The organism is Kocuria turfanensis, assembly GCF_001580365.1.
GTDB classification, from domain to species: domain Bacteria; phylum Actinomycetota; class Actinomycetes; order Actinomycetales; family Micrococcaceae; genus Kocuria; species Kocuria turfanensis.
Genome location: NZ_CP014480.1, coordinates 3,653,171 through 3,673,712 on the forward strand (window position 1 = coordinate 3,653,171; position 20,542 = coordinate 3,673,712).

Sequence of the window (20,542 nt, forward strand, 5' to 3'; positions counted from 1 at the left end):
AACTCGCCGGTTGCTTACAATGAAAGTCCCTCCCGGGACGGACAAGGAGAAGTCATGGGCGCAATCATCTGGTGGATCGTCGTCGGCCTCATCGCCGGTGCTCTCGCGAAGCTGATCATGCCAGGCAGGCAGGGCGGGGGCATTATCGTTACCATCGTTTTGGGCATTCTGGGGGCCCTGCTCGGTGGATGGATCGGTTCGTTGCTCAATATCGGCGGTGGAACCATCACTTCAATCATCCTCGCAGTTGTTGGCGCTCTCATTCTGCTTTTCATCTATGGACTCGTGACGGGTCGCAAGGGCCGCACACACTGACACGCACCCCAGCGGACCTCGAGGCCCCGGCCACCGGAAACGGTGACCGGGGTCTCGATACGTCCGAGCCCAGGCCCGGGCTCGGCTGGGGGATACTGGGACAATGAGGTCCCCCTTCATCGCGTCCCGTTCCCACCCGACCCCCGAACTGCGCGCGTTGGCCGCCTCCGGCCCCCGCCGGATAGTCGTGCTCGGCTCGACGGGGTCGATCGGCACCCAGGCCCTCGACGTCGTGCGGGCAGCCGACGGGCTCGCCGGCGGGGCGCCGTTCCGCGTGGTGGCCCTCGCGGCCGGCCAAGGCCGTCTGTCGCTGCTGGCGGAGCAGGCCGTGCAGACCCGCGCCGCCGTGGTGGCGACCAGCGGCAGCGGGGAGGACGCCCAGGAGCTGGCCCGGCGGATCGGCGAGCGCGCCGCGGCCGCCGGCGCCGGGGACTACCGGCCCGAGATCCTGCACGGCCCCGAGGCCGCCACGGCGGCCGCGGCGCACCCCGAGGCCGACCTCGTGCTCAACGGGATCACCGGCTCGATCGGCCTCGCCCCCACCCTGGCGGCCCTGCGGGCCGGGCACCGGCTGGCGCTGGCCAACAAGGAGTCGCTGATCGCCGGGGGAGCGCTGGTGAAGGAGGCGGCCGCGGCCTCGGGCCACCCGGACGCGCTGATCCCGGTGGACTCCGAGCACTCCGCCCTGGCGCAGGCGCTGCGCGGCGGGAGCGCCGCCGAGGTGGACCGGCTCGTCCTGACCGCCTCGGGCGGGCCGTTCCGCGGTCGCACCCGGGCGGAGCTGGAGGCGGTCACCCCGCGCGAGGCGCTGCGCCATCCCACCTGGGACATGGGCGTGATGGTCACCACCAACTCGGCCTCCATGGTGAACAAGGCCCTGGAGGTGCTGGAGGCGCATCTGCTCTTCGACGTTCCCCTTGAGCGCATCGACGTGGTCGTCCACCCGCAGTCGGTGGTGCACTCCATGGTCCAGTTCGTGGACGGGTCGACGCTGGCCCAGGCCTCGCCGCCGGACATGCGCCTGCCCATCGCCCTCGGCCTCGCCTGGCCGCACCGGGTGCCCGGTGCCGCCGCCGCGTGCGACTGGACCCGCGCGACCGAGTGGACCTTCGAGCCGCTGGACCGGGACGCGTTCCCCGCCGTCGAGCTCATCAAGGCCGCGGGGGAGCGCGGGGGCACCCATCCGGCGGTGTTCAACGCCGCCAACGAGGAGGCGGTGCACGCCTTCCACGACGGGAGGATCCGGTTCCCGGCGATCGTGGACACGGTGGAGGCGGTGCTGGGCGAGCATGAGGACGGCGGCGGCCTGGACCTCGGCGCTGTCCTGGAGGCCGAGCGCTGGGCGCGGCGGCGGGCCCAGGAGGTCCTTGCCCGCTGAGCGTTTCGAGAGATTTCTGTGGACATACAGCATGGTTTCCCGTTTGAGGTTAGCGGAGGAGTAACGCTGTGAGACAAGCCCGGAGGCGGTACCGCCTCCCGGGTGCAGAAACGGGGCATGGAACCATGCTGACATGGCGCTTTCCGGGGGGTCTACGCAGCATGTTCCGTTTGCGCCGTGGCGCGCGGTGGACGTGTATGACCATGAGGTAAAGTAGGAATGACATCAAGACGGCCGTTCGGACCCCAGCGGGTGGTCGTCATCGTTGGGGTGATAAACGAAGTGGAAATCTCATACTCAAGAATCCCACGCGCCAGTTTGTTTTCGTGTGGCTTGGCTTGCCGTGGCGATTGCTAGGTGTCCGGGATGACTCAGTTAATTCGAATGAACGGCACCCTAGGTGTCGGATCGGCCCGTCAATTTTATTAGCTCCAGTACTACTCACTGACAGAGGTAGGCATCCTATGGATCACCAGCAGGCAGGGCATGCGCGAGATGACGTCCCGCAGGCGCAGCCTCAGTACTCGCAAAATCCCTATATGCATCAGCAATACGTGCAGTATCCCGGATATTCGCCCCTTCCCCACCCAATGGCCATGCAGGGTATGAGCCACAAGAGCAATGCCGTTGTCCTGGGGGTGATTGGCCTATTCGTTCTCGGAATAGTCCTCGGACCCCTTGCCATCTCGCAGGCCAGCAAAGCTCAGTCGATGGGCGTCCCCGCGACAGCGGGGAAAGTTCTCGGCTGGATCGACCTAGCCTTCGGTCTTTTGGGGTTGCTGTGGTTTCTTGCTGTTATTGGCCTTTATTAATCAGTTCCTGGCCATCTATCCCAAATATCATATGCAAAGTTTGACGTCGCAGTAGCTTGCTAATCCAGACTAATCACCAACGCATAAGAAATTTCGCTGTGAACATAGACTGGTAAGTGATGCGCGGTCCGACACGCCGCATTGAGCATTTTCCATTTGTTGACCGGCCAGAAGTGGACCGGATGTGGCCCCGGCGCACGTGCTAGTCTGTCGGGCGGATGACGAGTCCCAGCGCGCAGCCCTGGCTTGCTGGGCGGCAACCCTCTCCCGTAGTGGGGTGCCCCAGGTGAACCATCCGGCACCGGCCATCGTGGGCCGGCGGCAAGTACGGTTCGACCGCGGACGCGCCTCCGGCGCGCCCTCGACCGTGGCCGTCGGCCCTGGTGGGACTGGTGGAGATCCCCGACCTCCTGGACCCACGGAAAGGCACGACATGCGATCGCAGCGCCTCACCTTCCTCGCCCTGGCCACCACCCTCGGCCTCACCCTCACCGCCTGCGGCGGCTCCGACCAGGCCGGCGAGGGCGCCCTGGCCGACGGCAAGGTCAGCATCGGCGTCGTCGGCTCGCACCCGACCCACGACGCCCTCAAGCAGCTGGCCGAGGAGCAGGGCATCACCGTCGAGTACGTCGACTTCTCCGACTACAACCAGCCCAACCCGGCCACCGAGTCCGGCGACGTGGACATGACCTGGTTCCAGCACGTCCCCTTCCTCGCCGACTACAACAACTCCGCCGGGGGCTCCATCACCCCGATCGGCTCGACGTCGATCTACCCGCTGGGCCTGTACTCCAACGAGTACGACTCCGTGGACCAGTTCCAGAAGGGCGACGAGATCGCCGTCCCCAACGACGCCGTGAACCTCTCCCGGGCCCTGCTCGTGCTCGAGTCGGCCGGTCTCGTGGAGCTGAAGAGCGACACCCTCATCCCCACCGAGCTCGACGTCGACACCGAGGCCTCCACGGTCCGGGTCACCCCCGTGTCGGCCGAGCAGACGGTGCTCTCCATGGACTCGGTGGCCGGTTCGGTCATCAACAACGACTTCCTCGCCCGCGCGGACATCGACCCGAAGTCCGCCCTGGCCCAGGACGACCCCGAGGCGGAGGGCTCCCGCGCCTACGTCAACCTCTTCACCACCACCGAGGAGCTCGCCGACGACGAGACCCTCCGGCAGGTCGCGGACCTCTACCACGAGCAGACCGTGATCGACGCCGAGATGGAGGAGACCAAGGACACGGCCGTGCCGCTGCAGCTGGAGCCGGAGGAGCTGCAGGAGCTGGCCGCGCGCTACCAGCAGGAGCTGAAGGACCAGGGACAGTGAGCGCTGCGGTCCCCTCCGGGCCGGTCGCACGCGGGCGCCCGGACGAGGTGCTCGTCGCCTTCCGCAACGTCTCGAAGTCCTTCCGCACCGGCTCCGGCCGGGCCGCGCGCGAGGTGCTGGCCGTCGACGACGTCAGCCTCGACGTCCACCGCGGCGAGATCTTCGGCGTGATCGGCTACTCCGGGGCGGGCAAGTCCACCCTGGTGCGCCTGATCAACGGGCTCGAGCCCGTCTCCTCGGGGTCCCTGACCGTGGAGGGCTTCGAGGTGGCCGGCCGCAAGGAGACCGAGCTGGCGCCCGTCCGGCAGGAGATCGGGATGATCTTCCAGCAGTTCAACCTGTTCACGTCCCGGACCGTGGCCGGCAACGTCGAGTACCCGCTCAAGCGGGCCGGCTGGCCGAAGGAGAAGCGGCGGGCGCGGGTCGCCGAGCTGCTGGAGTTCGTGGGCCTGTCCGCGCGCGCCGGCAACTACCCGGAGCAGCTCTCCGGCGGGCAGAAGCAGCGCGTGGGCATCGCCCGGGCGCTGGCGACCAGCCCGAAGCTGCTCCTGGCCGACGAGTCGACCAGCGCCCTCGACCCGGAGACCACCCAGGAGGTGCTGCAGGTGCTGCAGCGGGTCAACCGCGAACTGGGCATCACGATCGTGATCATCACCCACGAGATGGACGTGGTCCGGGCGATCGCCGACCGCGTCGCCGTGATGCAGGACGGCAAGGTCGTGGAGCACGGCTCCACCGTGGACATCTTCGCCCGGCCCCGCACCGAGACCGCACGCCGCTTCGTCTCCTCCGTCCTGCACTCGGTGCCGGACGAGCGCGAGGTCGAGCGGCTGCGCCGGGCCCACCGCGGGCGCCTGGTGATCGTGGACGTCGGCGACGGCGTGGACATCGGCGGCGTGCTCTCCGACGGCGCCGCCCGCGGGGTCCGCTTCACCATCGCCTACGGCGGGATCAGCGTGCTCCAGGAGCAGTCCTTCGGGTCCCTCACCTTCGAGCTGACCGGCGAGGACGCGGCCGTGCAGGCCGTGGTCGACGAGCTGTCCCGCATCACGACCCTGAGAGAGGTGGCCGCGTGAACGACTGGTCCGTCCTGGGCCCCGAGCTGCTCTCCGCGCTCGGGGAGACCCTGTACATGGTGTCCGTCACCCTCGTCCTCGCCGGCTTCCTCGGGATGCTCGTGGGCGTGGGGCTCTACGTGACCCGCCGGGGCAACATCCTGGAGAACCGGGCGGTGCACGAGGGGCTCAACCTCGTCGTGAACTTCGTCCGGCCGATCCCCTTCATCATCCTCCTGGCGGCGCTCGGGCCGCTGACGCAGCAGGTCGTCGGGACCCGCCTGGGCCCCAACGCGGCGATCTTCGCGATGACCATCGGGGCGATGTTCGCGGTCGCGCGCATCGTCGAGCAGAACCTGATGAGCGTGGACCCCGGCGTGGTGGAGGCCGCCCGCTCGATGGGCGTCTCGCGCGGGAGGATCATCACCACGGTGATCCTGCCCGAGGCGCTCGGACCCCTGGTGCTCGGCTACACCTTCCTGGTCATCGGCATCACGGACATGTCCGCGATGGCCGGGGCCATCGGCGCCGGGGGACTGGGCGACTTCGCACTGCGCCTGGGCTACCAGCGGTTCAACGACGAGGTCACGTGGGCGGCGGTCGCCGTGATCGTCGTCCTCGTCCAGCTGGTCCAGCTGGTGGGCAACCGGCTGGCCCGGCGCATCCTGCGCCGCTGAGGCCCCGGCGCCCCGGCGGTGCCCGCGACGGCCGGTCCCTCCCCGGAGGCGACCGGCCGTCGTCGTGCGCGGGAGCGTGACACCCCGCGCCCAGGATCGTGGTGCACACTGGTCCTCGCCGCGCACGCGCGGCCCCTGCCGTCCCCGGCGCCCGCCAGGGACGACCCGACGATCTCCGGAGGTCCCCGGATGGGCGTGGTCCTGTTCCTCGTGGGCGTGCTGCTCGCCGCCGTGGCCATCGCGGTCTCCATCGCCCTGCACGAGCTCGGCCACCTGGTCCCCGCCAAGCTCTTCGGCGTGCGCGTCACCCAGTACATGGTCGGCTTCGGACGCACCGTGTTCTCCCGCCGCCGCGGGGAGACCGAGTACGGGCTCAAGGCCGTGCCGCTGGGCGGCTACATCTCCATGGTCGGGATGTACCCGCCCGCCCGGGCGGGGAGCACGGCGCGGACCGCCGGCACCGGGGTCCTCCAGCAGCTCGCCGCCGAGGCCCGCAGCGCCTCCGCCGTGCAGCTGGCCCCCGGGGACGAGGACCGCGTCTTCTACCGCCTGCCCGTGTGGAAGCGGATCGTGATCATGCTCGGCGGGCCCGTCATGAACCTGCTGCTGGGCAGCGTGTGCCTCGCCGTGCTGCTCACCGGGTTCGGCACGGCGACGCCGACCACGACGGTCGCGTGGGTCTCGGAGTGCGTGGTGCCCGCCGAGCGGCAGGCCGCCGGGCAGACCGAGTGCCGCGCGGAGGACCCCGAGGCCCCGGCCAACGCGGCGGGGCTGCGTCCCGGGGACGTCGTCACCGCCGTCGCCGGCGCCCCCGTGGCCACGTGGGAGGAGCTCACCGCGCGGATCCGCGACCGCGCCGGGGAGCGGATCCCCGTGGTGGTCGAGCGCGACGGGGCGGAGGTGCGGACCGTGCTCACCCCGATCCTCACCTCCCGCCCGGTGGTCGACGACACCGGCGCCGCCGTGACGGGCCCCGACGGCGCGCCCCGCTACGAGGAGGTCGGGTTCATCGGGATCAGCCCCACCGCCGTGCCCGTCCGGCAGCCGCTCACCGCGGTGCCCGGGGCGGTGCTCGACGGCCTGGAGCAGATCGCCGGGGTCGTGCTGCACCTGCCGCAGCGGGTCTACGAGGTCGGGCAGGCCGCGTTCTCGGACGCGCCGCGGGACCCGGACGGGCCCATCTCCGTGGTCGGGATCGGCCGGATCTCCGGGGAGATCGCCGCCCACGAGGAGATCGAGCTGCGGGACAAGGCGGCCTCCCTGGTGGGGCTGATCGGGTCGGTGAACCTGGCGCTGTTCGTCTTCAACCTGCTGCCCCTGCTGCCGCTGGACGGCGGGCACGTGGCCGGCGCCCTGTGGGAGGGCCTGCGGCGGGGTGTCGCCCGGCTGCTGGGCCGCGCCGACCCGGGCCCGTTCGACCCGGCGCGGCTGCTCCCGCTGACCTACGCCGTGGCCGTGCTGATGATCGGGATGTCGGTCCTGCTGGTCTACGCGGACATCGTGAAGCCCGTGCAGCTGTTCTGAGCCGTTCGGCCACGGCGGAATCCGGGAACCGCGCCCAGGAACCGTCCGGGGGCATGGGGCACAATGGGAGGCGACGACGGACCCGGCGACCGGGTCCGCCCGCCACCGTCCCCGCATCTGTCCGCGAACTCCTCGGAGGAACCCTTGACCCCGGTCAGCCTCGGCATGCCCGCCGCACCCCAGCCCGTCCTGTCCCCGCGCCGGAAGACCCGGCAGATCCGGGTCGGGTCCGTGGGCGTCGGCTCCGACTCGCCGGTCAGCGTGCAGTCCATGACGACCACCCCCACCACGGACATCAACGCGACCCTGCAGCAGATCGCCGAGCTGACCGCCGCCGGGTGCGACATCGTCCGGGTGGCCTGCCCCTCGCAGGACGACGCCGACGCCCTGCCGATCATCGCGATGAAGTCCCCGATCCCGGTGATCGCCGACATCCACTTCCAGCCGAAGTACGTGTACAAGGCCATCGAGGCCGGGTGCGCGGCCGTGCGCGTGAACCCCGGCAACATCCGCAAGTTCGACGACCAGGTCGCCCAGATCGCCCGGGAGGCCAAGGCCGCCGGGGTGTCCATCCGGATCGGGGTGAACGCGGGCTCCCTGGACCAGCGGATCATGGACCGGTTCGGGAAGGCCACCCCGGAGGCGCTCGTGGAGTCCGCGGTGTGGGAGGCCTCCCTGTTCGAGGAGCACGACTTCCACGACTTCAAGATCTCGGTCAAGCACAACGACCCCGTCACCATGGTGCGGGCCTACCAGCTGCTGGCCGAGCGCGGGGACTGGCCCCTGCACCTGGGCGTGACCGAGGCCGGCCCGGCGTTCCAGGGCACCATCAAGTCCGCCACCGCCTTCGGCGCCCTGCTCTCCCAGGGCATCGGCGACACCATCCGGGTCTCGCTCTCCGCGCCCCCGGTCGAGGAGGTCAAGGTGGGCAACCAGATCCTGCAGTCCCTGGGCCTGCGCCCGCGCAAGCTCGAGATCGTCTCCTGCCCCTCGTGCGGGCGCGCCCAGGTGGACGTCTACACCCTCGCGGACGAGGTCACCGCGGGCCTGGAGGGCCTCACGGTCCCGCTGCGCGTCGCCGTCATGGGCTGCGTCGTCAACGGCCCCGGCGAGGCCCGCGAGGCCGATCTCGGGGTGGCCTCCGGCAACGGCAAGGGCCAGATCTTCGTCAAGGGCGAGGTCGTGAAGACCGTGCCCGAGGACCTCATCGTGGAGACCCTGATCGAGGAGGCCAACCGCATCGCCGCCGAGATGGACGCCGACGGGGACGGGGAGAGCGCCACCGGCAGCCCCGTGGTGAGCGTCAGCTGACGGGCCGGTGACGATCGGGTGAGGACGCAGCGGAGGACGGCGCCGCGGCTCGTGCCGTCCGGGGAGGTCGACCCCGCCGACCTGGACCGCCTGCTCGGGGCGGACCCCGTCGCCCACGCCTTCGTGGCCGCCCACGTGGAGTCCCACCGCCGCGGCAAGGGCTCCCGGGTGCCGCCGGTCGTCGGCACGGCGGGCCCGGACGGGCAGCTCACCGGGGCCTGCTGGACGGGCACCAACGTGGTCCCCATCGCCCTCGACGAGCCCGGCCTCGACCTCGTGGCCGGGCACCTGCGCCGGGGCGGGGCCCGGTACGCGTCCATCTTCGGCCCGGCCGAGCCGGTGCTCGGACTGTGGTCCCGGCTCGAGCGCTCGTGGCCGCGGCCCTTCGACGTCCGCCCGGTGCAGCCCCTGCTGGCGATCGACCACGACCCGGCGCCCGACCCGCACCCCGGTGTCCGGTTCGCCACGAGCGCCGACCTGCCCGCCGTGCTCCCGGCCAGCGCCGCGATGTTCGAGGAGGAGGTCGGCTACTCCCCGTACTCCGGCGGGGACCGCGGCTACCGCGACCGGGTGGCCGCCCTCGTCGGCTCGGGACGCTGCCTGGTGCTGACCGACGAGCGGGACCGGGTGGTGTTCAAGGCCGACCTCGGCTCGGTCGCCCGCGGGGTCGCCCAGGTGCAGGGCGTGTGGGTGGACCCGGCGCACCGGGGCCGGGGGCTGGCGGTGCCGTGCATGGCCGCCGCGGTGCGCCTGGCCCGCCGCGGCACCCCGGTGGTCAGCCTCTACGTCAACGACTACAACACCCGCGCCCTGGCCACCTACCAGCGGGTCGGCTTCCGCCGGGTCGGGACCTTCGCGACCGTCCTGCTCTGAGCCCCGCACCGGGCGCGCCGTCCGGCGCGGCGCCGGGGGTGTAGATTTGACCGGAATCCGCGGCGCCGTCGGTGCCGCACCCCCTCTCGACGCCCCGGGCCCGGCCGCACCTCGCCGCGCTCCCCGGGAGAAACGGAGCCCACGTGGCGCTGCGCCTCTCCTCCCTGTTCCTGCGGACCCTCCGCGAAGACCCCGTCGACGCCGAGGTGGACAGCCACCGGCTGCTCGTGCGCGCCGGGTACATCCGCCGCGCCGCTCCCGGCATCTACACCTGGCTGCCGATGGGCCTGCGGGTGCTCGCGAAGGTGGAGCGGGTGGTGCGCGAGGAGATGGACGCGATCGGCGCCCAGGAGGTGCACTTCCCGGCGCTGCTGCCGCGCGAGCCCTACGAGGTCACCAACCGGTGGACGGAGTACGGCGAGAACCTCTTCCGCCTGAAGGACCGCAGGGAGGCCGACTACCTCCTCGCGCCCACGCACGAGGAGATGTTCACCCTGCTCGTGAAGGACCTGTACTCCTCGTACAAGGACCTCCCGGTCACCCTCTACCAGATCCAGGCCAAGTACCGTGACGAGGCCCGCCCGCGCGCCGGCCTGCTGCGCGGGCGCGAGTTCGTGATGAAGGACTCCTACTCCTTCGACGTCGACGACGCCGGCCTCGACGAGTCCTACGCCCGCCACCGCGAGGCCTACGTCCGGATCTTCGAGCGCCTGGGCCTGCCCGTGATCGCCGTGTCGGCGCAGTCCGGGGCCATGGGCGGCTCCCGCTCCGAGGAGTTCCTGCACCCCACGCCGATCGGGGAGGACACCTTCGTGCGCTCGGCCGGGGGCTACGCGGCCAACGTCGAGGCGGTCACCACGGTGGTGCCGCCCGAGCGCGAGCTCGACGACGCACCCGAGGCCCGGGTGCTCGACACCCCGGACAGCCCCACCATCGACACGCTCGTGGAGCGCTCGAACGAGCTGCACCCGCGCGCCGAGGGCCCCTGGACCGCCTCCGACACGCTCAAGAACGTGGTGCTGGCCGTCGTCCTGCCCGACGGCGGGCGCCGGCTCGTGGCGGTCGGCCTGCCCGGGGACCGTGCCGTGGACCTCAAGCGCATCGAGGCCGGCGTCGGCGCCGCCCTGGAGGTCTCCGGGGAGGTGCTGGTGGAGCAGGCCACCGACGAGGACCTGCGCACCTGCCCGCTGCTGGTGAAGGGCTACATCGGCCCGGGCCTGGGCCTCGACCAGGCCGTGCTCGGCGAGGACTCCTCGACCGGGATCCCCTTCTTCGTCGACCCGCGCGTGGTCCGCGGCACCCGCTGGATCACCGGGGCGAACGTGGCCGGCAAGCACGTCTACGACCTCACGGCCGGGCGCGACTTCGCCTGGGACGGCGTCCTCGAGTGCGCCGAGGTCCGGGCCGGCGATCCCGCACCGGACGGTTCCGGCCCGCTCGAGGCGGCCCGCGGCATCGAGATGGGCCACATCTTCCAGCTGGGCCGCAAGTACGCCGAGGCCCTCGGGCTGAAGGTCCTGGACCGCAACGGCAAGCTCGTCACCGTGACCATGGGCTCCTACGGGATCGGCGTCACCCGCGCGGTGGCCGCCCTGGCCGAGGCCTACCACGACGACAAGGGCCTGATCTGGCCCCGCCGGGTCGCCCCGGCCGACGTCCACGTGGTCGCCACCGGCAAGGGGCCCGAGGTGCTCGAGGAGGCCGAGCGGATCGTGGCCGAGCTCGAGGCCGAGGGCATCGAGGTGCTCTTCGACGACCGCCCCAAGGTCTCCCCGGGAGTGAAGTTCGGCGACGCCGAGCTGCTCGGCGTGCCCACCGTCCTGGTGGTCGGCCGCGGCCTCAAGGACGGCCTGCTGGAGCTCAAGGACCGCGCGAGCGGCACCAGCGAGGACGTGGCCCGGGACGGCATCGCCGCGGTGGTCTCCGCAGCCGTGCGCGGCTGAGCCCGTGGACCAGCTCGAGGGCTGGCTGGGGGCCTCCGGCCTGGAGCAGATGGAGCCCGGCGTCGTGGCCCTGCTGGTCGCCGCCGGGCTGGCCGCCGGGTTCATCGACGCCGTGGTCGGCGGCGGCGGGCTGCTGCAGCTGCCGGTGGTGCTCATGGTGCCCGGCATCAGCCCGGTCCAGGCGCTGGCGACCAACAAGATGGGCTCGGTGTTCGGCACGGCCACGAGCGCGCTGACGTTCTACCGCCGCACCTCCCCGGACCTGCGCACGGCCCTGCCCATGGCCGGGGTCGCGCTGGCCGGCAGCTTCGGCGGCGCCGCCCTGGCCGCGTCCCTGCCCGAGGAGGTGTTCCGGCCGATCATCCTCGCGGCGCTGGTGGCCGTGCTGCTGTTCACCGTCGCCCAGCCGACCGTCGGCCAGCTCACCGAACTGCGCCACAGCGGGGCGCGGCACTACGGGACCGCGATGGTGATCGGCACGGTCATCGGCTTCTACGACGGCGTGATGGGCCCGGGCACCGGGTCGTTCCTGGTGATCGCCATGATCACGCTGCTGGGCTACAGCTTCCTGGCCGCGAGCGCGAAGGCGAAGATCGTCAACCTGGCCACCAACGTGGGCGCCCTGCTGTTCTTCTTCGGGCACGGCTCGGTGCTGTGGGGCCTGGGGCTGCTGCTGGGCCTGTCCAACATGGTGGGCGGCTACCTCGGGGCGCGCACCGCCGTGGCCCGCGGCAACCGGTTCATCCGGGTCGTGTTCCTCAGCGTGGTCTCGCTGCTGATCCTCAAGCTGGGCGTCGACGTGCTCCGGGGGGCCTGACCCCGGAGCCCGGCCCCGGCGCGGCCGCCCCGGTCCGGGGCCGGGGCCCGGCACGGCTCCTGGCGGCGGGGCGCCGGGGGCACCCCGGGGCGACGCCGGCCGCGCGTCACGGTGCGCCGGGCGCGGCGGAGCGGTCGTCGGGGAGCACCCCGGGCAGGGCGTCCACCTCGCCGCCGAGCTCCGCGCGCAGCGTGCCGGCCCGTTCGAGCGCCTGCAGCGCCCAGCAGCGTGTCGCCGGCCCGCCCTGGGCGAGGGCCCGGGCGGCGGCCTCCTGCACGTCGCCGGCCGCCGCACCGGCACCCCGGAGGGGGTCCTCCGCGACCTCCCGGGGCAGCACGTAGGCGCCGGCCCGCAGCCCGGGCTCGGCCGCGAGCACCCCGCGCGCCACGGGAGCCTCCAGCAGGTCGGCCACGTCCTCGCGGGCCTGCCGCAGCGGAGCGCCCGCCGGTGCGCCGGCCGGCCCCGTGCGGGCGGCCAGCGCCTCGAGGGCGTAGCCGGCCCGGTCCAGCGCGGACCACAGCGGCGCCGCCGCGGGAGTCGTCGCCCCGGAGCCGGGGTCCGCGCCGGGCGCGCACAGCCGCGGCACCGCGGCGTCCCCGCCCAGCTGCCCGGCCGTGGTCGCCCGCGAGGCCGCGGTGGCGCCCAGGACGGCGGCCAGGGCGGGGTCCTCGGCGTCCAGGGCGTCCCGGGCCAGGGTCTCGGCCGAGCGCGCCAGGGCGCCGGGCAGGTCCTCGGTGTCCGCCGGGGCGCCGGGGCCGGCGGCGTCCGCGGGGGAGGGGTCCGCGGCCCGCGCCGCGGCCGGGACCCGGGCCGCGGGCGCCGGGCCCAGGGCGGCGAGCTGGCGGTCCAGGTCCGCGCGCACGGCCGCCCCCTCCGCCAGGGCCTCCAGGGACGGGTGCCTCAGCAGCGCCTCCGTGCGCGACCACGCGTCCGCCCGGGCCGCCTCGTCGGGGGGCACCGGCCGCGCCGCGCCGAGCCACCAGCCGCCGACCGCGGCGAGGAGCACCACCAGCACCGTCAGCAGCGGCGGGAGCACCCGGCGGGCGGGCGTGCGGGGATCGGTCACCGAGGGCTCCTGGGCGGGGGGAGGGGAGAAGGGCGGGGTCCCGGTTCATCATAGGATCTGCAGGAGCGACCCCCGCCCGACCCTAGAGCACCAGGAGATCCCCGTGAGCGAGCAGAGCAGCACCGGACCCGACGACCACCGGAGGCTGACCGAGCTGATCGGACCGGTCGTGGAGGAGGCGGGCCTGGTCCTGGAGGACGTCGCCCTGAAGCCGAGCGGCACCGGGCTGGTGCTGCAGGTGCTCGTCGACCTCCCCGAGGACCGCACCGACAGCGTGGACATCGACCGGATCGCCGAGGTGGCCCGCGCGGTCTCCGACGCCCTGGACCGGGACGACCCCGTGCCCGGGTCCGCCTACGAGCTGGAGGTCTCCTCCCCGGGGGCCACCCGGGAGCTCGCCGAGCCCCGGCACTGGCGGCGCTCGCTCGGGCGGCTGGTGCGCGTCACCCCCGTGGAGGGGGAGAAGTTCACCGCCCGGCTGCTGGAGGTGGCGCAGGACGGCGTGGTCCTGCAGCGCAGCCACCAGGCCAAGAAGGGGATGCCCGCCCGGCTGCTCGACCCGGAGCGGTGGCCGTTCGACCGTGTGCGCCGGGCCAAGGTGGAGGTCGAGTTCACGGACTGAGCGCCCCGGAGCACCCCGCGGCGAGTGTAAGATGTGCCGTTGACGCCGCGGCGCCCACCGGCGCCGCGGTCCGCAGTGCGACGACAACCGAGTACAACGAACGAGTGTGCGAACACGACCCGTGGCAGCGCTCCGTCCTCACCGACGGCGCGCTGTTTCGTCCCCGGGGTCGACACGTGAGGAAGGCCGGACATGGACATCGATATGAGCACCCTCCGACTGCTGGAGCGTGAGCGCGACATCCCCGTGGACCTGCTCATCCCCACGATCGAGCAGGCCCTCCTGCTGGCCTACCAGAAGAGCCCCGGGGCGCTGCCGGGCGCCCGCGCCGAGATCGAGCGCCGGACCGGGCACGTGACCATCTGGGCCCCCGAGCTGGACGAGGACGGCGAGGCGATCGGGGAGTTCGACGACACCCCGGCCGGCTTCGGGCGGATCGCGGCCTCCACGGCCCGCCAGGTCATCCTGCAGCGCCTGCGCGACGTCGAGGACGACGCCGTGCTGGGCCACTTCAAGGGCCGCGAGGGCGAGATCGTGTCGGGGCAGATCCAGCAGGGCCACAACCCGCACATGGTGCAGGTCGACCTCGGCACCGTGGAGGGCGTGCTGCCCCCGCACGAGCAGTCCCCGGGCGAGAAGTACCTGCACGGGTCCCGGATCCGGGCCTTCGTGGTGGAGGTCAAGCGCGGCATGAAGGGCCCGTCCATCACGCTGTCCCGCTCCCACCCCGACCTCGTGCGCCGGCTCTTCGAGATGGAGGTGCCCGAGATCGCCGACGGCTCCGTCGAGATCATGGCCGTGGCCCGCGAGGCCGGGCACCGCACCAAGATCGCCGTGCGCGCCACCCAGGGCGGGATCAACGCCAAGGGCGCCTGCATCGGCGAGATGGGCTCCCGGGTGCGCGCGGTGATGAGCGAGCTGCACGACGAGAAGATCGACATCGTGGACTGGTCCGACGACCCGGCCCGCTGCATCGCCAACGCCCTGTCCCCGGCCAAGGTGTCCCGGGTCACCGTGCTGGACGAGCGCGCCCGCTCGTCCCGCGCCGTCGTCCCCGACTCCCAGCTGTCCCTGGCCATCGGCAAGGAGGGGCAGAACGCCCGCCTCGCCGCGAAGCTCACCGGCTGGAAGATCGACATCGTGCCCGAGTCGAAGGCGGCCCCGCGGGCCTGAGCGCGCCCCCGGGTCACCGCCCGCCCGGTTTCGGCTCAGGGCCGTCCCCGGGATAGACTGGTCCACGGTCAGATCGTTGGTGGTCCCTGTCCGGCGCCGGATCCCCGGCCCGCGCGAGCCGTCCCGACGTCCCGCCGCGAGACGAGGAGCCCTGAGTGAGTGCGGACTCCCGTCGCACGTGCATCGGATGCCGGACCACCGACCACCCTGACCAGCTCGTACGTGTGGTGACCGAGCCGGACGACGGCGGCCGAAAGGCCGTGCTCGACCGGACCGGGCGCCTCGGCGGTCGTGGAGCCTGGCTCCACCCCTCCCGCGAGTGCCTGGACACGGCCCTGCGCCGGCGCGCCTTCCAGCGCGCGTTCCGGGCCCCCGTGGACACCGAGGGGATCGCCCCCGAGCTGGACGCCCTGCTGTCCTCGCGGACGGCCCGGCGACCGGGCGCACGAGTGCCGACCACAGCCGTCCCCGGACGGCAGCCCGCGCGGTCCGACCGGACCGGTGACCACGTCCGCACGCGGGTCAGAACTGGAAAGCGAGTCAGAGAACCGATGGAAAACCGATGAGTGCCCAGCGATGAGTGCTTCGTTGTGCTCTGCCTACGGCCTCCTGGGCCGGTGCGCCGTCATCGACGGCCGACACCCCGGGAGCCTCAACGGAAAATAAGTGGTTCGTGCCTGTTTCGGTGCGGACCGAGACAGGAGAGAAGTGGCCAAGCCCCGCGTTCACGAGCTCGCGAAAGAGCTCGGAATAACGTCCAAGGAAGCGATTTCCACGCTTCAGACCCTGGGTGAGTTCGTCCGAGGCGCGTCCTCGACCGTCGAGCCCCCCGTCGCCAAGAAGCTGCGCTCGGCGTTCGCCGACAAGGCGGACAAGGCCGCCGCGGCCCCCGCCCGCCCGGCCGGCGGCAGCGCGCCGTCCCCCGCGAAGTCGGGCCGTCCCGCACCCCGGCCCGGCACGTCCGCCAAGCCGGGCTCCGCCGCGCCCGCCCCGGGCCCGGCGGCCGCCAAGCCCGCCGAGAAGCCCGCTGAGAAGCCGGCCGCCAAGCCCGCCCAGCAGGCCCCCGCGCAGCCCCAGCAGCCGGCCGCCCCGCAGCGTCCCGCCTCGCCGGGCGCCAAGGCACCCAGCCCCGGGCCCCGCCCGGGCAACAACCCGTTCGCCACCCAGCAGGGGATGTCCCGCGGCGGGGCGCCCCGTCCGGGCTCGGCCGCGCCGCGCCCCGGCGCCGCGGCTCCCCGCCCGGGCTCGGCCGGGCCCCGTCCCGGCGCGCCCCGTCCCGGCGGCCCCCGCCCGGGCAACAACCCGTTCGCCGCCCAGCAGGGCATGCGCACGGGCCGCCCCGAGCGCCAGGGCGGACCGCGTCCCCAGGGCCAGGGCGGTCCCCGTCCGCAGGGCCAGGGCGCGGCCGGTCCGCGTCCGCAGGGCCAGGGCGGACCCCGTCCCCAGGGCGGCCCCCGCCCCGGCGGCGCCCGTCCCAGCCCGAACATGATGCCCGGTCACACCTCCGGTGTGGCCCCGATCGGCTCGCGCCCGGCCGGCGGCGGAGCCGGCCCCCGGCGCGGCGGCCCCGGTGGCGGCGGCGGGTTCTCCCGTCCCGGCGGCGGCCCCGGCCGCGGCGGCCGCGGCGGCACCCAGGGCGCCTTCGGGCGCGGCGGTGCGCGCGGCAAGCAGCGCAAGTCGAAGCGGGCGAAGCGCCAGGAGCTCGAGCAGATGAAGGCCCCGTCCGTCGGTGGCGTCTCCGTGCCCCACGGCGACGGCAACACGGTCGTGCGGCTGCGCCGCGGCGCGTCCCTGACGGACTTCGCCGAGAAGATCAACGCGAACCCGGCCTCCCTCGTCACGGTGCTCATCCACCTCGGCGAGATGGCCACCCAGACGCAGTCCCTCGACGAGGAGACCTTCCAGCTGCTGGGCGCCGAGCTCGGGTACAGGATCCAGGTCGTCTCCCCGGAGGACGAGGAGCGCGAGCTCTTCGAGTCCTTCGACATCGACCTGGAGGCGGAGGCCGCGGCCGAGGGCGACGACGTGCTCGAGGCGCGCCCGCCGGTCGTGACCGTCATGGGCCACGTGGACCACGGCAAGACCCGCCTGCTCGACGCGATCCGCAACACCAAGGTGATCGAGGGGGAGGCCGGCGGCATCACCCAGCACATCGGCGCCTACCAGATCGAGACCGAGGTGGACGGCCAGGAGCGGCAGATCACCTTCATCGACACCCCGGGCCACGAGGCGTTCACCGCCATGCGTGCCCGTGGTGCCCAGGTGACGGACATCGCCGTGCTCGTGGTCGCCGCGGACGACGGCGTCATGCCGCAGACGGTCGAGGCGCTCAACCACGCCCAGGCCGCCGGCGTGCCGATCGTGGTGGCGGTCAACAAGATCGACAAGCCCGAGGCGAACCCGGAGAAGATCCGCGGTCAGCTCACCGAGTACGGTCTGGTCCCGGAGGAGTACGGCGGCGACACCATGTTCGTCGACGTCTCGGCCCGCCAGAACCTGAACATCGACGACCTGCTGGACGCGATCGTGCTGACCGCGGACGGTGCGCTCGAGCTGCAGGCGAACCCCAACAAGGACGCCCGCGGTGTGGCCATCGAGGCGAACCTGGACAAGGGCCGCGGTGCGGTCTCGACCGTGCTCGTGCAGTCCGGCACGCTGCGCGTCGGCGACGCGATCGTCGCCGGCGCCGCGTACGGCCGCGTGCGCGCCATGTTCGACGAGAACGGCAAGTCGGTCGAGCAGGCCGGCCCCTCGCGGCCGGTGCAGGTCCTCGGCCTGGACTCGGTGCCCCGCGCCGGTGACACGTTCCTGTCCACCCCGGAGGAGCGCACCGCGCGCCAGATCGCCGAGAAGCGGCAGGCGGCGGACCGCAACGCGCTGCTCGCCAAGCGCCGCAAGCGGATCACGCTGGAGTCCTTCGACGAGGCCGTGGCCGCGGGCAAGATCGACACGCTCAACCTCATCATCAAGGGCGACGTGTCCGGTGCCGTCGAGGCGCTGGAGGACTCGCTGCTCAAGATCGACGTGGGCGAGGAGGTCCAGCTGCGCGTCATCCACCGCGGTGTGGGCGCGATCACCCAGAACGACGTCAACCTGGCGACCGTCGACAACGCCATCATCATCGGCTTCAACGTCCGTCCCGCCGAGCGCGTGACGGAACTGGCCGACCGCGAGGGCGTCGAGATGAAGTTCTACTCGGTGATCTACAACGCCATCGACGACGTCGAGAGCGCGCTCAAGGGCATGCTCAAGCCGGAGTACGAGGAGGTGGAGCTCGGCACCGCCGAGATCCGCGAGGTGTACCGCTCCTCCAAGTGGGGCAACATCGCCGGTGCCTACATCACCAAGGGCACCATCCGCCGCAACTCCAAGGCCCGGCTGGTCCGGGACGGCAGCGTGGTGGCCGACAACCTCACGATCGACTCGCTGCGCCGGTTCAAGGACGACGCGACCGAGGTCCGCGAGGGCTACGAGTGCGGTATCGGGCTCGGCTCCTTCAACGACATCCGTGAGGGCGACCTCATCGAGACGTGGGAGATGCGCGAGAAGCCGCGCGCCTGACCCGTCCCCGGCCCCGCGCCCCGCGCGCGGGGCCGGCACGGACGGGCCCGGTGCCCGTCCGTGCCGCCGCCACCGTGTGCACCACAGCACCCCCGAAGCACAGCACCGTCGAACGACGAGCACCACCGAACGACGAGCACCACCGAACGACAGCACCGTCGAAGAACCGAGGAGCACCCACCATGGCTGACGCAGCACGCGCCGCCCGACTCGCCGACCGGATCAAGGTGGTCGTGGCCCAGGCGCTCGAGCGCCGGGTCAAGGACCCCCGGCTCGGCTTCGTGACCATCACGGACGCCCGGGTGACCAACGACCTGCAGCACGCGACGCTGTACTACACGGTCTTCGGCACCGCGGAGGAGCAGGAGAGCACCCGCGCGGCCCTGGAGTCCGCCAAGGGCGTCCTGCGCAGCGAGGTCGGCCGCAACATCACGGCCCGCCTCACCCCGACCCTCACGTTCGTCCCCGACGAGATCCCCGTGAACGCCTCCCACCTGGAGGAGGTGCTGCGCGCCGCCAAGGAGAAGGACGCCGAGGTCGCCGCGCAGGCCGCCTCGGCCACCTGGGCGGCGGGGGAGGACCCCTACCGCAGGCCCGCCGAGGAGGACGACGAGTCCTCCCCGTCCCGCTGAGCGCGGCAGGCACCGGACCGGTGGCCCGCGCCCCGCACGACGTCCCGAGCCCGGACCCGTCCCTGCCGACGGTGTCCGGGCTCGTGGTCGTGGACAAGCCCGCCGGCTGGACCAGCCACGACGTCGTCGCCCGGATGCGCCGGCTCGCCGGCACCCGGAAGGTCGGCCACGCCGGGACCCTGGACCCCATGGCCACCGGGGTGCTGGTGGTGGGCGTCGAGAAGGCGACCCGCCTGCTGACCTGGGTGGTCGGCCAGGACAAGACCTACGAGGCCGTCCTGCGGCTGGGCCAGGCGACGGTGACCGACGACGCCGAGGGCGAGCTGGTCGCCGCGGCGGAGCCCGCCGCCGTCGAGGCCCTCACCGACGAGGCCGTGACCGCCGCGGTCGCCGGGCTCACCGGTGCCATCCAGCAGGTCCCGGCCAAGGTCAGCGCCATCAAGGTCGACGGCCGGCGGGCCTACGCCCAGGTGCGCGCCGGACGGGACGTGGAGCTCGCCGCCCGTCCCGTGACGGTCTCGGCCTTCGACGTGCACCGCATCACCCGGACCCGCGACGACGCCGGCCGACCGGTCCTCGACGTCGAGGCCACCGTCTCCTGCAGCACCGGCACCTACGTGCGCGCCCTGGCGCGGGACCTCGGCGAGGCCCTGGGGGTCGGCGGGCACCTCACCGCCCTGCGCCGCACCCGCGTGGGCGCGCTGACCGTGGAGCACGCCTCCACCCTGGACCAGCTCGCCGCCGACGTCGCCGCGGGCCGCCCCCTGCCCGTGACCACCCTGGAGCAGGCCGCCGCCGGGCTCTTCCCCGTCCGCCGGCTCACGGCCGCCGAGGCCGGGGACCTCGCCGACGGGCGCCGGATCGGGCCCTCCGCCGGGGACCCGGCGGATGGCCCTCTCGACAACGACGCCGTCACCGCCGGCCTCGCCCCGGACGGACGGCTCGTCGCCCTGCTCCAGGACCGGGGCGACCGCGGTGCCCGCACGGCCAAGCCCGTGCTCGTGTTCCTGCCCGGGGAGCGGTTTCCCGCCGTCCCGGAGCCGCCCGCTCAGCCGGGGCGGGACCGCTGATGCTGTGGGGCTACGACGGCTGGTTCTGGGCCGCGGTCCTGCTCGGCGGGGCGTCCTTCCTGGTGTGCGTGGTGCAGGCCCTGCGGGGCCGGCGGCCCGACGACTGGACCCAGGGCTCCGTGCTGCTGCTGGAGGCCTTCCTGCTCGCCTACGCGGTGGGCTCGGTCGTCATGCACGTGCTGGGTCCCGCCCCCACCGGCTCGGCACTGGAGTACTGGGGCTACCTGCTGACCGCGCTGCTCATCCCCGCCGGGACCTTCGTGTGGTCGCTGGTGGAGCGCTCGGCCTGGTCCAACTACGTGCTCGCCGCCGCGGGGCCCGTGGTGGCGATCATGGTCTACCGCATGAACTTCATCTGGTACTACCAGTGAGCCCCCGCCCACCGTCCGCCC

At 72.9% G+C, this 20,542-nt stretch carries 19 protein-coding genes and 1 riboswitch; of the genes, 18 read left to right on the forward strand and 1 reads right to left on the reverse strand.

Annotated features, from left to right (window positions below; genetic code table 11):
• Positions 1-54: 54 nt before the first annotated feature.
• The 11 genes from AYX06_RS16645 to AYX06_RS16695 all read left to right on the forward strand — a co-directional run bounded on the left by AYX06_RS16645 (position 55) and on the right by AYX06_RS16695 (position 12,026).
• The gene (locus tag AYX06_RS16645) at positions 55-315 is read left to right on the forward strand and encodes a GlsB/YeaQ/YmgE family stress response membrane protein (protein WP_062736720.1); all 261 of its coding nucleotides are present in this window, start codon (positions 55-57) and stop codon (positions 313-315) included.
• Between the two features lie 103 nt (positions 316-418).
• Positions 419-1,693 (forward strand): 1-deoxy-D-xylulose-5-phosphate reductoisomerase, encoded by a 1,275-nt coding sequence (gene dxr, locus AYX06_RS16650; RefSeq protein WP_084271692.1) that lies wholly within the window; start codon positions 419-421, stop codon positions 1,691-1,693.
• Positions 1,694-2,157: 464 nt separating this feature from the next.
• Positions 2,158-2,505: a DUF4190 domain-containing protein gene (locus AYX06_RS20610; RefSeq protein WP_232319340.1), complete on the forward strand. Its 348-nt coding sequence runs from the start codon at positions 2,158-2,160 to the stop codon at positions 2,503-2,505.
• Positions 2,506-2,722: 217 nt separating this feature from the next.
• A riboswitch (SAM riboswitch) is annotated at positions 2,723-2,839 on the forward strand.
• A gap of 99 nt (positions 2,840-2,938) precedes the next feature.
• Positions 2,939-3,826 carry a MetQ/NlpA family ABC transporter substrate-binding protein gene (locus tag AYX06_RS16660; protein WP_062736722.1) on the forward strand — a complete coding sequence of 296 codons (888 nt, stop codon included), beginning with the start codon at positions 2,939-2,941 and terminating at the stop codon, positions 3,824-3,826.
• Complete coding sequence (locus tag AYX06_RS16665; RefSeq protein ID WP_084271693.1) at positions 3,823-4,902, forward strand: methionine ABC transporter ATP-binding protein; 1,080 nt, start codon at positions 3,823-3,825, stop codon at positions 4,900-4,902. The genes AYX06_RS16660 and AYX06_RS16665 overlap by 4 nt, the downstream gene beginning before the upstream one ends.
• 56 nt (positions 4,903-4,958) lie before the next feature.
• Positions 4,959-5,558 carry a methionine ABC transporter permease gene (locus AYX06_RS16670; protein WP_084271793.1) on the forward strand — a complete coding sequence of 200 codons (600 nt, stop codon included), beginning with the start codon at positions 4,959-4,961 and terminating at the stop codon, positions 5,556-5,558.
• Between the two features lie 189 nt (positions 5,559-5,747).
• Positions 5,748-7,082 (forward strand): M50 family metallopeptidase, encoded by a 1,335-nt coding sequence (locus tag AYX06_RS16675; protein ID WP_062736724.1) that lies wholly within the window; start codon positions 5,748-5,750, stop codon positions 7,080-7,082.
• A gap of 144 nt (positions 7,083-7,226) precedes the next feature.
• Entirely contained in the window at positions 7,227-8,393 is a 1,167-nt protein-coding gene (ispG, locus tag AYX06_RS16680; protein ID WP_062736725.1) for a flavodoxin-dependent (E)-4-hydroxy-3-methylbut-2-enyl-diphosphate synthase, read from the forward strand.
• An 18-nt stretch (positions 8,394-8,411) separates the two neighbouring features.
• Positions 8,412-9,266 carry a GNAT family N-acetyltransferase gene (locus AYX06_RS16685; protein ID WP_232319341.1) on the forward strand — a complete coding sequence of 285 codons (855 nt, stop codon included), beginning with the start codon at positions 8,412-8,414 and terminating at the stop codon, positions 9,264-9,266.
• A 143-nt stretch (positions 9,267-9,409) separates the two neighbouring features.
• Complete coding sequence (locus AYX06_RS16690) at positions 9,410-11,209, forward strand: proline--tRNA ligase (protein WP_062736727.1); 1,800 nt, start codon at positions 9,410-9,412, stop codon at positions 11,207-11,209.
• A 49-nt stretch (positions 11,210-11,258) separates the two neighbouring features.
• Entirely contained in the window at positions 11,259-12,026 is a 768-nt protein-coding gene (locus tag AYX06_RS16695) for a TSUP family transporter (RefSeq protein ID WP_062737146.1), read from the forward strand.
• A gap of 106 nt (positions 12,027-12,132) precedes the next feature.
• Here the strand turns inward: AYX06_RS16695 and AYX06_RS16700 are convergent, their stop codons facing one another.
• On the reverse strand, positions 12,133-13,092 hold the full coding sequence (locus AYX06_RS16700; RefSeq protein WP_062736728.1) for a hypothetical protein: 960 nt from the start codon (positions 13,090-13,092) through the stop codon (positions 12,133-12,135).
• A 103-nt stretch (positions 13,093-13,195) separates the two neighbouring features.
• On the opposite strand from AYX06_RS16700, the gene AYX06_RS16705 reads away from it, so the two are divergent.
• The 7 genes from AYX06_RS16705 (at position 13,196) to AYX06_RS16730 (ending at position 20,521) form a co-directional block, all read left to right on the forward strand.
• Positions 13,196-13,714 carry a ribosome maturation factor RimP gene (locus AYX06_RS16705; RefSeq protein ID WP_062736729.1) on the forward strand — a complete coding sequence of 173 codons (519 nt, stop codon included), beginning with the start codon at positions 13,196-13,198 and terminating at the stop codon, positions 13,712-13,714.
• A gap of 192 nt (positions 13,715-13,906) precedes the next feature.
• Positions 13,907-14,887 (forward strand): transcription termination factor NusA, encoded by a 981-nt coding sequence (nusA, locus tag AYX06_RS16710; protein WP_062736730.1) that lies wholly within the window; start codon positions 13,907-13,909, stop codon positions 14,885-14,887.
• Positions 14,888-15,042: 155 nt separating this feature from the next.
• Positions 15,043-15,453 (forward strand): YlxR family protein, encoded by a 411-nt coding sequence (locus AYX06_RS19440; protein WP_084271694.1) that lies wholly within the window; start codon positions 15,043-15,045, stop codon positions 15,451-15,453.
• 142 nt (positions 15,454-15,595) lie between these two features.
• Entirely contained in the window at positions 15,596-18,448 is a 2,853-nt protein-coding gene (infB, locus tag AYX06_RS16715) for a translation initiation factor IF-2 (RefSeq protein ID WP_062736731.1), read from the forward strand.
• A 182-nt stretch (positions 18,449-18,630) separates the two neighbouring features.
• The gene (rbfA, locus tag AYX06_RS16720) at positions 18,631-19,080 is read left to right on the forward strand and encodes a 30S ribosome-binding factor RbfA (RefSeq protein ID WP_047802801.1); all 450 of its coding nucleotides are present in this window, start codon (positions 18,631-18,633) and stop codon (positions 19,078-19,080) included.
• Positions 19,081-19,100: 20 nt separating this feature from the next.
• The gene (gene truB, locus AYX06_RS16725; RefSeq protein WP_062736732.1) at positions 19,101-20,150 is read left to right on the forward strand and encodes a tRNA pseudouridine(55) synthase TruB; all 1,050 of its coding nucleotides are present in this window, start codon (positions 19,101-19,103) and stop codon (positions 20,148-20,150) included.
• Positions 20,150-20,521, forward strand: coding sequence for a hypothetical protein (locus AYX06_RS16730; protein ID WP_062736733.1), 372 nt, complete (start codon positions 20,150-20,152; stop codon positions 20,519-20,521). The genes truB and AYX06_RS16730 overlap by 1 nt, the downstream gene beginning before the upstream one ends.
• Positions 20,522-20,542: the final 21 nt, after the last annotated feature.